The organism is Ensifer sp. 22460 (genome assembly GCF_052044935.1).
Taxonomy (GTDB): domain Bacteria; phylum Pseudomonadota; class Alphaproteobacteria; order Rhizobiales; family Rhizobiaceae; genus Ensifer.
The window spans coordinates 131,787-143,831 of record NZ_JBQENZ010000002.1; the positions used below are offsets into that span (position 1 = coordinate 131,787).

The following is a 12,045-nucleotide window of genomic DNA, read 5'->3' on the forward strand; positions in this document are numbered from 1 at the left end:
GAGAATTTGAACGATGGCTGAGCATCATTCTGGACCGGTCGATGTGGGCGCTTCGATGGATTATCCGGAGCACGAGAAGACCTATCTCATGTTCCTGAGCGCATCGAAGTACGGCACGCTGTTTTGCGTGGCCCTGTTGATTGCCATGGCTGCCGCATTCTTCACGACGATGGGCTTCTTCTCCTCGCTCGTGCTCTTCATTCTGCTCAACGTCGCAGGTTTCTTCTTCCTGCGCTAATCAGCGTCATCGGACCGATTGCCGAGGGGCTTGACGTTTCCTCGGCAACCGGGCGCGAGCCCGGACGAAGGTGCATGCCGTCGACTGGAGGCGTCGACGCTGCGCAGCACTTCAAAATGCTACAGCGACCTTTGTGCAGCCAATAGGGTGTGCAGTGCTGTAGAGCCTAGAGATCTCCACGCCCGGGAATTCACTGCAATGGGACGTGTTTCCTCACTGCGTGAGGGGGGAGTGGAATGCAGACCCGCGATGCCGAGCACGGTTCGGCGTCGATCGGCGTCGGACCGCCTGCGGTTCGAACACCTTGGGTGTCTGTTTCCAGAATATATGTGCCTGGCACCCCAGTGCCTGGCATATGGGGGCGTGCAGGCTCGATTGGCCGCACGCTTTGCAGTCGGAGAGAATGCCCGCATTCCGGCCTTGGCTCGATTGCGGCCAAGGAGGGGGATTTGTGAGCGAGATTGTCTTTGTCGCCAAGGAAACGGACCCAAACGAGGGTCGCGTTGCCGCATCACCGGACACAGTGAAGAAACTGAAAAGCCTCGGCTTCGACGTCGTCATCGAGGCGGACGCCGGGTTTTTGTCGCGCATTCCGGACGCTGAGTTCGAAAAGGTCGGGGCCCGGATCGGGACGATCGCCGACGCCAAGACGGCCGATGTCGTGCTGAAAGTGCGCCGGCCGACGACCGCCGAAATCGGCGGCTACAAGTCGGGCGCTATCGTGCTCGCCATCATGGATCCCTATGGCAACGAGGCGGCGATCGCCGAGATGGCGAATGGCGGGCTTACCGCCTTCGCGATGGAACTGATGCCGCGTATCACCCGCGCGCAGTCGATGGACGTGCTGTCGAGCCAGGCGAACCTCGCCGGTTACCAGGCCGTGATCGACGCCGCCTGCGAATATGATCGGGCGTTGCCGATGATGATGACGGCGGCCGGGACGGTTCCTGCCGCCAAGGTCTTCGTCATGGGCGCGGGCGTTGCCGGCCTGCAGGCAATCGCGACGGCCCGCCGTCTCGGTGCCGTGGTCTCGGCGACGGACGTGCGTCCGGCAGCCAAGGAACAGGTCGCGTCGCTCGGCGCCAAGTTCATCGCCGTCGAGGACGAGGAATTCAAGGCGGCCGAAACGGCTGGCGGCTACGCCAAGGAGATGTCCAAGGAGTATCAGGCCAAGCAGGCCGCACTCGTTGCCGAGCATATCGCCAAGCAGGACATCGTCATCACCACTGCACTCATCCCCGGCCGTCCGGCGCCGCGGCTCGTCACCCGTGACATGCTGAAAAGCATGAAACCCGGCTCGATCGCGGTCGATCTTGCGGTCGAACGCGGCGGCAACGTCGAGGGTGCTGAGCCCGGCAAGGTCGCCGAGGTCGAGGGCGTCAAGGTCATCGGCCATCTCAACGTGCCGGGCCGCATCGCGGCCTCCGCGTCCGGTCTCTACGCCAAGAACCTCGTCACCTTCCTGGAAACGATGGTGTCCAAGGAAACCAAGGCACTCGCGCTCAACATGGAGGACGAACTCGTCAAGGCGACGGCGCTCACCCATGGTGGTGAGGTCGTGCATCCGAACTTCGGCGCCAGTAAGGGGGACAAGTGATGGCGAATGAACTTCTCGACAAGGCGCTCGCCGATCTCGACCGGGCGGTGGAAGCGGTCCGCACCGCTGCCGAATACGTGCCGGACGCGGCTGGTGCTGTCGCCCATGGCGCGACCGGCGGCGCGATCGATCCTTTCGTCTTTCGTCTGGCGATCTTCGTGCTGGCGATCTTCGTTGGCTACTACGTCGTCTGGTCGGTGACCCCGGCGCTGCACACGCCGCTGATGGCGGTCACCAACGCGATTTCCTCGGTCATCGTCGTCGGTGCTCTGCTTGCCGTCGGCATCTCCGCCTCTGGGCTTGCCACCGGCTTCGGCTTCGTGGCGCTGGTGCTGGCCGCCGTCAACATCTTCGGCGGCTTCCTCGTCACCCAGCGCATGCTCGCCATGTACAAGAAAAAAGACAAGTGAGGCCGGCCCGATGAACGCTAACTTCGCAGCCTTCCTCTATCTCGTCTCCGGCGTCCTGTTCGTCATGGCGCTACGCGGCCTTTCGCATCCGACCACCAGCCGCAAGGGCAATACCTACGGCATGGTCGGCATGGGCATTGCCATCGTCACGACGTTGCTTTTGGCAAAGCCCAGCTTTGGTGGCCTGATGCTGATCGTGCTTGGCCTTGCCATCGGCGGCGGCGCCGGTGCTGTCATTGCCCGTCGCATCGCCATGACCTCGATGCCGCAGCTCGTTGCCGCCTTCCACTCGCTGGTCGGTCTTGCCGCTGTCATGGTGGCGGCTGCCGCCATGTACGCGCCGGAAAGCTTCGGCATCGGCACCCTCGGCGACATCCACGCCCAGGCACTGGTCGAAATGTCGCTCGGTGTTGCCATCGGCGCGATCACCTTTACCGGTTCGGTCATCGCCTTCCTGAAGCTCGACGGGCGCATGTCCGGCAAGCCGATTATGCTTGCGGGACGCCACGCCATCAATGCGGGTCTGGCAATCGCGCTGGTCGTGCTGGTGGTCATGCTCGTGCTGACGCAGAGCACCACGGTGTTCTGGCTGATCGTCGCGCTGTCGCTCATACTCGGCGTGCTGATCATCATCCCGATCGGCGGCGCCGACATGCCGGTGGTCGTGTCGATGCTCAACTCCTATTCGGGTTGGGCCGCAGCCGGCATCGGCTTCACGCTCGGCAACCTGGCGCTGATCATCACCGGGGCGCTCGTCGGCTCCTCCGGTGCGATCCTCTCCTACATCATGTGCAAGGGCATGAACCGCTCGTTTATCTCGGTCATCCTCGGCGGCTTCGGCGGCGAGACCGCGGCGGCCGCCAGCGACGATGGCATTCAGCGCACGGTCAAGCAGGGCTCTGCCGACGATGCGGCCTTCCTGATGGCGAACGCCTCCAAGGTGATCATCGTGCCGGGCTACGGCATGGCCGTTGCCCAGGCACAGCATGCTCTGCGCGAAATGGGCGACCAGCTGAAGGCCGCGGGCGTTGAGGTCAAGTACGCGATCCATCCGGTCGCGGGCCGCATGCCCGGCCACATGAACGTGCTGCTCGCGGAAGCGAACGTGCCCTATGACGAAGTGTTCGAGCTCGAGGACATCAACTCCGAGTTCGCTCAGGCCGATGTCGCCTATGTCATCGGCGCCAATGACGTCACCAATCCGGCCGCGCGTGACGACAAGTCCTCGCCGATCTACGGCATGCCGATCCTCGACGTCGACAAGGCCAAGACCTGCCTTTTCGTCAAGCGTTCGCTCGGCTCCGGCTATGCCGGCATCGACAACACGCTGTTCTACAAGGACGGCACGATGATGCTGCTCGGCGACGCCAAGAAGGTGACGGAAGATATCGTCAAGGCGCTGCACGCTTAACGCTGTTCGCATCGATCGACAATGAAACGCCCGCCTTTCGGCGGGCGTTTTGCGTTGGAAGGCATTGTGGGGCATGCGACGCATTCCGCAACAAGGCGTCATGCGTCTTCGAGGCCGATCTAACCGGCCGGTGCCAGCGTCAGTTGGTCGATGCCGACCGCGACGTTCAGCCCCTCCTGGACCTGAACGTTGACCGGCTGCAGCATGAAGGCCTTGTTCGTGCCGCCGCCGATCACCTTGGCGCCGCCGCCGACCGCGAGGCTCGCATCGGCGCCGACGCCGTAGTATTCGCCGGCAAGCGCGAACGCGCTAACCGGCGTTCCGGTCTTGGCAAAGACGTCCCAGACCATCGTGCTCTTGCCCGTCTTGCCGATGTCGATGCCGATCTTGCGGATCGTGCCGGCATAGACGGCCTTCGGTCCGCCATTGGTGGGGGTGAACGTGCACATCAGGTTCTTCGTCGAGGTCACGATCATGCCGGTGCCGCCTTCCGAACCGCAGACGAGACGGCCGAGTGCGACATAGTTCTGCGCGGCGGCCGGGCCGCTGGCAAGCGCGGCCAGTGCCAGCGCAGTGACGAGGGTTCGTTTGATCATGGCTTGGTCTCCGTTCTTACTGCGCCGCGCGTCCCTTGGGGCGCTTGGTCGCGGTAGTACTTCGAATAGCTGCATGTCTTGCCCTTGGATCGGAGCCGATCCGAGGAAACAGGCAGTGTGACGCCTCTGGCAAACGAACGATGGCCGGGAAGGTTCCGCTTTGGCGGAAAGGGCAAGTGGCAACCCGCACAAACCAAAACGCCCGCGAACTGTCGCGGGCGTTTCGAGGAACATGATAGGGAAGGGCTTACGAAGCCTTGACGCGGGCAAGGCCGGCGCGCGCCGGCTCGTATTTCGGGTCGAGCTGCAAGGCGTGCGAATAGGACTTCGATGCCTTGGCCTTGTCGCCCTTGCGCTCGTAGATCAGCGCCTGGTTGGCCCAGGATTCGGCGACCTTGCCATTGAGGTTGATCGCAGTGTTGAAATCCGAGAAGGCGTTGTCGTCGTCGCCCTGGGCGACATAGGAAATGCCGCGGCCGTTATAGGGCTCCGGCGAGCTCGGCGACAGCGAGATCGCGGTCGAGAAGTCTTCGATCGCCTGACCGTGCTGGTTGCGTGCCTGGTAGATCAGGCCGCGATTGTGATAGGCGCGGGGATCGGTCGTGTCGAGCTGGATCGCCTTGTTGAAATCGTTGAAGGCGGAATCGAGCTGGCCGGCCTGGCGATAGAGGTTGCCGCGGCCGATATAGGCGACGTCGTAGTTGGCGTTGAGCTGCAGCGCCATGTTGTAGTCGGCAAGTGCGGCCTGGGTGTTGCCCATGTTGCGATGAACCAGCGCCCGGTTGGCATAGGCCTGGTAGAAGCGTGGGTTCAGCTGGATCGCCTGGTCGAAATCGGCAATGGCGCGGCGGTATTCGCCGGCGCGGCCATAGGACGAGCCGCGGACATTGTAGCCTTCGGGATCGCTCGGGTTCGAGGCGATGACGCTCGAGAGCGAGGCGATGTTTTCCTGCGAGCCCTGTTCGCGCTCGACCTTGTTGGTCATCGAGTCCGGGCCGTCGGTCGTGCAGCCTGCGAGAAGAAGGGCCGAACCAAGGAGCAGCATGGCGGCAAGCCTCGGCTTGCGCTGGTGGCGGCGAGACGCCTCGTGGACAGTAAAACCGGAGACGTCCGCAGTCATGGCAGCAAGTGTCAAAGGTTGATCCCTCAAATCGACAAGGTCTCGAAAGCTATCGGCTTCCGTTCCTACAGCGCCGCGTGTCGTCATGACGCGCCAAGGTCGCTGTAACACGTTGAGTTTCTGCATAATTCTGCCCTTAAATCGAATCCGATTTAAGGAACTATGCAGTAGAGCCGCTGAAACTCCCCGCGGGCTCCGCAGCCGGGCTTCATCGTGCCTCGGCAAGCCGTCCGGTTAAACGCTCCGGCCGGCCATCCGTCACCGGCAGCGTCGATCACGCTAGCCTGTCGGCGGAAAAGATGTCCATACCAAAAAAGGCGGTGGCGATATTTCGCCCCCGCCACGACTTACATCGGAAAGCGTCGAAAAAACGACAAATCAGCGGGCCAGGAGGCCTTCGCGCTGTGCACGCTTGCGTGCCAGCTTGCGGACGCGGCGAACGGCTTCAGCCTTTTCGCGGGCGCGCTTCTGGGACGGCTTTTCATAGAAATCGCGCATCTTCATTTCGCGGAAAATGCCTTCGCGCTGCATCTTCTTCTTGAGAGCGCGGAGCGCCTGATCGACATTGTTATCGCGGACAAGTACCTGCACGTGAAATCCCGTTCCTTTGGTTCGAGTTGTTTGTGACTCCGTCAGGTGCCGGAGGCAAAAGAATGACATTCGCTAAGCTGGAAGCTTTACGATTAGAGGAGCGGATACCAGATCATCAGGCGAAAGTCCAGCGACGACATGAGGAAGCGCTGAAAAATCCTGGGATGCGCGGCGGCACCTGTTCCCGCCCCGGCAGTAGCCGATCGGCGACCATGTCGCAACTGCGCGCAAGTCCACGCAATTGCGTCGCAAAAGAAACGTTGCGCGGGCGTCGGATTTGCGATCTCTAACGCCAATGAGAACGGGGTTCATGGAGTGAGGCCGATGCGCAAATATTCAGTTTTCGCCGTGGCGCGCGAGGCGTTGCGCGGCCACAAGGGGTGGGCGCCGCAATGGGCGTCGCCGGAGCCGCGCAAAGAGTATGATGCGATCATCATCGGCGGTGGTGGCCATGGCCTCGGTGCGGCCTATTACCTCGCCAAGGAGCACGGCATCACCAATGTCGCGGTGCTCGAAAAGGGTTGGATCGGCGGCGGCAATACCGGTCGCAACACCACGATCATCCGGTCCAACTATCTCTATGAAGAGAGCATGGACATCTACGAGCATTCGCTGAAGCTCTGGGAAAACCTGTCGCAGGATCTGAACTACAACGTCATGTATTCGCCGCGCGGCGTCATGATGCTGTCGCACAACATCCACGACCAGCAGTCGTTCAAGCGCCATATCAATGCCAACCGCCTCTACGGCATCGACAATGAATGGCTGACGCCGGAACAGGCCAAGGCCTATTGTCCGCCGCTCGATATCGCCAAGACGGCGCGTTACCCGATCAACGGCGCGGCCCTTCAGCGCCGCGGCGGCACGGCCCGCCACGATGCGGTTGCCTGGGGTTACGCACGCGCCGCCTCTGACCGCGGCGTGCACATCATCCAGAACTGCGAAGTGACCGGCATCCGCCGTGACGAGACCGGCCGGGTCGTCGGCGTCGACACCAACCGCGGTTACATCGGCGCCAAGAAGGTCGGCGTCTCCGCCGCCGGCCATTCCTCGGTGCTGATGCAGATGGCCGACGTGCGTGTGCCGCTGCAGAGCCAGCCGCTGCAGGCGCTGGTCTCCGAGCCGCTGAAGCCGATCTTCCCCTGCGTCGTCATGTCGAACTCGGTGCATGCCTACATCTCGCAGTCCGACAAGGGCGAGTTCGTCATCGGCGCCGGCACCGACCAGTACAATTCCTATTCGCAGACCGGCGGCCTGCAGATCATCACCCATACGCTGGACGCGATCTGCGAGCTCTTTCCGATGTTCCGCCGCGTCAAGATGATGCGGCAGTGGGGCGGCATCGTCGACGTCACCCAGGACCGCTCGCCGATCCAGGGGGTCACGCCGGTTCCGGGCCTGTTCCTGAATGCCGGCTGGGGTACGGGCGGCTTCAAGGCGACGCCGGGCTCGGCCAATCTCTTCGCCCATCTGATCGCCAAGGGCGAGCCGCATCGTCTCGCCGCGGGCCTGACGCTGGAGCGCTTCCGCACCGGCCGGCTCATCGACGAGGCGGCTGCCGCTGCCGTTGCGCACTGAGGATTTCGAGATGCTTCTGATCTACTGCCCCTATTGCGAAGAAGAGCGCTCCGAGCTCGAATTCCGCGGCGCTGGCGACGCCCATATCGCCCGTCCGACCAACATCGCCGACATCACCGACGAGGAATTCGAGGAATATTTCTTCCTGCGTCAGAACCCGAAGGGTCTGATCTTCGAACGCTGGCGCCATATCCATGGCTGCGGCCGTTTCTTCAACGCCGCGCGCGACACGGTCAGCGACCGCTTCTACACCACTTACAAGGCTGGCGAGCCGAAGCCTGACATCGCCGCCATTCTTCAGAGCGAGCAGGATAAGGGAGCTGCGAAATGATGGGGGCCAATCGCATTCCAGGCGTGGGCCGCCTGACACCGGCGCGCACCGCACGCTTCACCTTCGACGGCCGCACGCTGACGGCGCTCGAGGGCGATACGGTCGCCTCGGCGTTGCTTGCCAACGGCATTCACCTTGTCGGCCGTTCGTTCAAGTATCACCGCCCGCGCGGCATTCTGTCGGCCGGTGCGGAAGAGCCGAACGCGCTGCTCGACGTGTCGCGTGATGCCGCCCGACGGCAGCCGAACGTGCGCGCCACGGTGCAGGAAGTCTTCGACGGCATGAAGGTGGAATCGCAGAACCGCTGGCCGTCGCTCGCCTTCGACGTCGGCGGTCTCAACGATCTCATGTCGCCGTTCTTCGCCGCCGGCTTCTACTACAAGACCTTCATGTGGCCGAAGGCCGCCTGGCACGCGATCTATGAACCCTTCATCCGCCGCGCGGCCGGTCTCGGCGTCGCCCCGACGGAAGCCGATCCGGATCACTATGCGAGCCGCTACGCCCATTGCGACGTGCTCGTCATCGGTGCCGGGGTTGCCGGACTTTCGGCAGCACTTGCCGCCGCCAAGGCGGGCGCCAAGGTAATCATCTGCGACGAACAGCCGGAAGTGGGCGGTGCGCTGCGCTATGAAAGCGGCACGACGATCGACGGCAAGGATGGCTGGGACTGGGCGCAGGAGACCGCCAAGGCGCTTGCCGCCATGGACAACGTCACGCTTTTGACCCGCACCACCGGGTTCGGCTACTACAACCACAATTTCGTCGGCCTGGTCGAACGGGTGACCGATCATCTGGCGGCGCTCGACAAGTCGCTGCCGCGCGAGCGGCTGTGGCAGGTGCGTGCCAAGAAGGTGATCCTTGCCAACGGCCAGATCGAACGGCACATGGTGTTTGCCAACAATGACCGGCCGGGCATCATGCTCGCTTCGGCCGGCCGCACCTATCTCAACCATTTCGGCGTCGCCGTCGGCTCGAAGGTCGGCGTCTACACCGCCCATGACTCGGCCTATGAAGCGGCCTTCGACCTGAAGCGCGCCGGCGTTACCGTGGCGGCCATCGTCGATTGCCGCGAGAATCCCGGCGAGGCGGTTCTTGCCGAGGCGCGCAAGCTCGGCATCGAAGTGATGACAGGGCATTCGGTGATCAAGGCCGGCGGCAAGCTGCGTGTGAACTCGATCAGCGTTGCCCGCAATGGCGGTGGTTCGGCGCGCAAGATCGCCGTCGACGCGCTGCTGGTCTCGGCCGGCTGGACGCCGTCGGTGCATCTGTTCTCGCAGTCGCGCGGCAAGGTGAAGTTCGATGCGGCAACGCAGCGCTTCCTGCCGGGCACCTATCTGCAGGATTGCCTGTCGATCGGCGCCTGCAACGGTACCGACGATCTTCAGGCTACCATCGACGAGGCGCTTGCCGCCGGCGAACTGACGGCTCGTGCGGCCGGTGCCGAAGGCGGGGCGCAGGTGGCGCTTTCGGGTGAAAATCGCTTCGGCTGGACCGGCGGCATGATCGGCGCTGCGGAAGGCGCCGGGCCGGACACGACGGTCAAGGCCTTCATCGACTTCCAGCACGACGTCTGCGCCAAGGACATCCGTCTGGCGGTGCGCGAAGGCATGCACTCGATCGAGCACATCAAGCGCTTCACCACCAACGGCATGGCGTCCGACCAGGGCAAGCTGTCCAACATGCACGGTCTGGCGATCGCCGCCGAGGCGCTCGGCAAGGACATCCCGCAGGTGGGCCTCACCACCTTCCGCCAGCCCTATACGCCGGTGACCTTCGGCGCGATCGTCAACCATTCGCGTGGGCCCCTCTTCGATCCGGCGCGCAAGACGCCCATCCATGCCTGGGAGGAGGCGCATGGCGCCGAGTTCGAAGACGTTGGCAACTGGAAGCGCGCCTGGTTCTATCCGCGCGCCGGCGAAGACATGCACGAGGCGGTCGGGCGCGAATGCAAGACCGTGCGTGACGTCGCCGGTGTCTTCGACGCCTCGACGCTCGGCAAGATCGAGGTCGTCGGCCCGGATGCCGCGCAGTTCCTCAATCTCATGTACACCAATGCCTGGGACAACCTGAAGCCGGGCCGCTGCCGCTACGGGATCATGCTGCGCGACGACGGCTTCGTCTATGACGACGGCGTGGTCGGCCGCCTGGCAGAGGACCGCTTCCACGTGACGACGACGACCGGCGGTGCGCCGCGCGTCATGAACCACATGGAAGACTATCTGCAGACCGAGTTCCCGCATCTGAAGGTGTGGCTGACCTCGACGACGGAACAGTGGGCCGTCATCGCCGTCCAGGGGCCGAAGGCACGCGAGATCATCGCGCCGCTGGTTGAAGGCATCGACCTTTCCAACGAGGCCTTCCCGCATATGAGCGTTGCGGAAGGCAAGATCTGCGGCGTCCCGACCCGGCTTTTCCGCATGTCGTTCACTGGCGAGCTCGGCTTCGAAGTCAACGTTCCGGCCGATTACGGCCAGGCGGTCTGGGAAGCGATCTGGGCGCGGGCCGAGCCAATGGGCGCCTGCGCCTACGGCACGGAAACCATGCACGTGCTGCGCGCCGAGAAGGGTTACATCATCGTCGGCCAGGATACCGACGGTACGCTGACGCCCGACGATGCCGGCCTCTCCTGGGCGGTGTCGAAGAAGAAGCCCGACTTCGTCGGTATCCGCGGCCTCAAGCGCCCGGATCTCGTCAAGGATGGCCGCAAACAGCTCGTCGGCCTGCTCACCAAGGATCCGAAGGTGGTGCTGGAGGAGGGCGCGCAGATCGTGGCCGATCCGAACCAGCCGAAGCCGATGACCATGCTTGGCCATGTGACGTCGTCCTACTGGTCGGAAAACTGCGGTCGTTCGATCGCGCTGGCGATGGTTGCCGGCGGGCGCGAGCGCCTCGGCCAGACACTCTACGTGCCGATGGCCGATCGCACGATCGCCGTCGAGGTGAGCGACATGGTGTTCTTTGACAAGGAAGGGGGTCGCCTCCATGGTTGATCAGGCAATTGCAAGCCGCAAGGCGGCGCTCATCTCGCGCGGTGGCTCGGCCGAAGCGATCCTGACGCCGGCGCCGGCGGCGACGCGCATCTCGTTGCGCGCCGGCACCGACTCGCTGCCGGCGCTCTCCGCAGCGCTCGGCGTCACCCTGCCGACGCGGCCGAAGACCTCGGCCTCGTCAGGTCAGCGTCATGCGCTGTGGATCGGCCCGGACGAGTGGCTGGTGTTCGATGAAAGCGAAGCCGACCTGATGGCGGCGGCTGCTTCGAGCGGAACGCTACATTCGGCGGTCGACATTTCGCATCGCAACGTTGCCGTCATCGTCAGCGGTGCGGGCGCGCACGTGGCTGTTAACAGCGGCTGCCCGCAGGATCTGTCGCTGCCGATCTTCCCTGTCGGCGCCTGCTCGCGCACCATCTTCGGCAAGGCGGAGATCATTCTCCTCCGCACCGGTGAGGACCAGTTCCGGGTCGAGTGCTGGCGGTCGTTCTCGCCCTTCGTCTTCGGTCTGCTGTCCGAAGGTGCTGCCGACGCGGGGCATTGAATAGAAGAGCCGGGAAGTGCCTGCAAGCGCTTCCCGGCTTTCTCAGACCGTCTGAAAATTGTCCGCTCTCATTGTGCTGGCAGGACGCGTGGGCCATGCCGCCTCAAGCGTCGGCGGGGCGATCCTTCGGATCGAACTGGATGATCGTCTGCCAGGTGGCCGTCAGCGCCGGCTTGCGCTCGCCCTCGATTTCGACGCTGACGTCGTAGGTGATCATCAGCATGCTGGCGCCGCGGAAGCGCGCATCGGCCATCACGAAGTGGCCGCGCACCTTGGCGCCGCTCTTCACCGGAGCGATGAAGCGCACTTTTTCGAAGCCGTAATTGATGCCCATGGTCTGCTCGCGGATCTTCGGCAGGCAATTGTAGTTCATCGCCGAAAGCAGCGAGAGCGACAGGAACCCGTGCGCAATCGTGCCGCCAAAGGGTGTTTCGGCGGCGGCGCGGACCGGATCGACGTGGATATACTGGTAGTCGCTGGTCGCTTCGGCGAACTTGTCGATCGTTTCCTGAGTGACCGTGATCCAGTCGGAAACGCCGACCTCCTTGCCGACCAGTACCTTGATCTCAGAAAGTGATATGTCCTGCAGCATGTAAACGCCCCGAAACAAGCCCCCCGAACGATCTATAGGCCCGCCCG

Annotated in this window: 12 protein-coding genes; 8 read left to right on the plus strand and 4 right to left on the minus strand. The window is 63.5% G+C overall.

Annotated elements, in window-relative coordinates:
* Positions 1-13: 13 nt before the first annotated feature.
* The 4 genes from ACTJKM_RS02900 (at position 14) to ACTJKM_RS02915 (ending at position 3,656) form a co-directional block, all read left to right on the plus strand.
* The gene (locus ACTJKM_RS02900) at positions 14-238 is read left to right on the plus strand and encodes an aa3-type cytochrome c oxidase subunit IV (RefSeq protein ID WP_057254585.1); all 225 of its coding nucleotides are present in this window, start codon (positions 14-16) and stop codon (positions 236-238) included.
* A 451-nt stretch (positions 239-689) separates the two neighbouring features.
* Complete coding sequence (locus tag ACTJKM_RS02905; RefSeq protein ID WP_058326851.1) at positions 690-1,835, plus strand: Re/Si-specific NAD(P)(+) transhydrogenase subunit alpha; 1,146 nt, start codon at positions 690-692, stop codon at positions 1,833-1,835.
* Positions 1,835-2,245, plus strand: coding sequence for an NAD(P) transhydrogenase subunit alpha (locus tag ACTJKM_RS02910; RefSeq protein ID WP_057254587.1), 411 nt, complete (start codon positions 1,835-1,837; stop codon positions 2,243-2,245). The genes ACTJKM_RS02905 and ACTJKM_RS02910 overlap by 1 nt, the downstream gene beginning before the upstream one ends.
* A 10-nt stretch (positions 2,246-2,255) precedes the next feature.
* The gene (locus tag ACTJKM_RS02915) at positions 2,256-3,656 is read left to right on the plus strand and encodes an NAD(P)(+) transhydrogenase (Re/Si-specific) subunit beta (protein ID WP_058326850.1); all 1,401 of its coding nucleotides are present in this window, start codon (positions 2,256-2,258) and stop codon (positions 3,654-3,656) included.
* Between the two features lie 119 nt (positions 3,657-3,775).
* Here the strand turns inward: ACTJKM_RS02915 and ACTJKM_RS02920 are convergent, their stop codons facing one another.
* The 3 genes from ACTJKM_RS02920 to rpsU all read right to left on the minus strand — a co-directional run bounded on the left by ACTJKM_RS02920 (position 3,776) and on the right by rpsU (position 5,963).
* Positions 3,776-4,252, minus strand: coding sequence for a DUF992 domain-containing protein (locus ACTJKM_RS02920; protein ID WP_058326849.1), 477 nt, complete (start codon positions 4,250-4,252; stop codon positions 3,776-3,778).
* A 247-nt stretch (positions 4,253-4,499) separates the two neighbouring features.
* Positions 4,500-5,387: a tetratricopeptide repeat protein gene (locus ACTJKM_RS02925; RefSeq protein WP_057254590.1), complete on the minus strand. Its 888-nt coding sequence runs from the start codon at positions 5,385-5,387 to the stop codon at positions 4,500-4,502.
* A gap of 363 nt (positions 5,388-5,750) precedes the next feature.
* Positions 5,751-5,963, minus strand: a complete 213-nt coding sequence (gene rpsU, locus ACTJKM_RS02930) for a 30S ribosomal protein S21 (protein ID WP_012709405.1) — start codon at positions 5,961-5,963, stop codon at positions 5,751-5,753.
* Between the two features lie 324 nt (positions 5,964-6,287).
* Here rpsU and ACTJKM_RS02935 point away from each other — a divergent pair, with 324 nt between their 5' ends.
* The 4 genes from ACTJKM_RS02935 to soxG are packed head-to-tail and all read left to right on the plus strand — an operon-like array spanning position 6,288 to position 11,406.
* Entirely contained in the window at positions 6,288-7,541 is a 1,254-nt protein-coding gene (locus ACTJKM_RS02935; RefSeq protein ID WP_058326848.1) for a sarcosine oxidase subunit beta family protein, read from the plus strand.
* A 10-nt stretch (positions 7,542-7,551) separates the two neighbouring features.
* On the plus strand, positions 7,552-7,872 hold the full coding sequence (locus ACTJKM_RS02940; RefSeq protein WP_057254592.1) for a sarcosine oxidase subunit delta: 321 nt from the start codon (positions 7,552-7,554) through the stop codon (positions 7,870-7,872).
* Positions 7,869-10,862: a sarcosine oxidase subunit alpha gene (locus tag ACTJKM_RS02945; RefSeq protein WP_058326847.1), complete on the plus strand. Its 2,994-nt coding sequence runs from the start codon at positions 7,869-7,871 to the stop codon at positions 10,860-10,862. Before ACTJKM_RS02940 ends, ACTJKM_RS02945 begins: the two co-directional genes overlap by 4 nt.
* Positions 10,855-11,406: a sarcosine oxidase subunit gamma family protein gene (gene soxG, locus ACTJKM_RS02950; protein WP_058326846.1), complete on the plus strand. Its 552-nt coding sequence runs from the start codon at positions 10,855-10,857 to the stop codon at positions 11,404-11,406. Before ACTJKM_RS02945 ends, soxG begins: the two co-directional genes overlap by 8 nt.
* A gap of 103 nt (positions 11,407-11,509) precedes the next feature.
* On the opposite strand, the gene ACTJKM_RS02955 is transcribed toward soxG, so the two are convergent.
* On the minus strand, positions 11,510-11,998 hold the full coding sequence (locus ACTJKM_RS02955; protein ID WP_057254595.1) for a MaoC family dehydratase: 489 nt from the start codon (positions 11,996-11,998) through the stop codon (positions 11,510-11,512).
* Positions 11,999-12,045 lie beyond the last annotated feature (47 nt).

Bases quoted from the DNA above. Each gene is read 5' to 3' on its own strand.
- ACTJKM_RS02900 (WP_057254585.1), top strand. From the start codon at position 14: ATGGCTGAGCATCATTCTGGACCGGTCGATGTGGGCGCTTCGATGGAT.
- ACTJKM_RS02910 (WP_057254587.1), top strand. From the start codon at position 1,835: ATGGCGAATGAACTTCTCGACAAGGCGCTCGCCGATCTCGACCGGGCG.
- ACTJKM_RS02915 (WP_058326850.1), top strand. From the start codon at position 2,256: ATGAACGCTAACTTCGCAGCCTTCCTCTATCTCGTCTCCGGCGTCCTG.
- ACTJKM_RS02920 (WP_058326849.1), bottom strand. From the start codon at position 4,252: ATGATCAAACGAACCCTCGTCACTGCGCTGGCACTGGCCGCGCTTGCC.
- ACTJKM_RS02935 (WP_058326848.1), top strand. From the start codon at position 6,288: ATGCGCAAATATTCAGTTTTCGCCGTGGCGCGCGAGGCGTTGCGCGGC.
- ACTJKM_RS02940 (WP_057254592.1), top strand. From the start codon at position 7,552: ATGCTTCTGATCTACTGCCCCTATTGCGAAGAAGAGCGCTCCGAGCTC.
- ACTJKM_RS02945 (WP_058326847.1), top strand. From the start codon at position 7,869: ATGATGGGGGCCAATCGCATTCCAGGCGTGGGCCGCCTGACACCGGCG.
- soxG (WP_058326846.1), top strand. From the start codon at position 10,855: ATGGTTGATCAGGCAATTGCAAGCCGCAAGGCGGCGCTCATCTCGCGC.
- ACTJKM_RS02955 (WP_057254595.1), bottom strand. From the start codon at position 11,998: ATGCTGCAGGACATATCACTTTCTGAGATCAAGGTACTGGTCGGCAAG.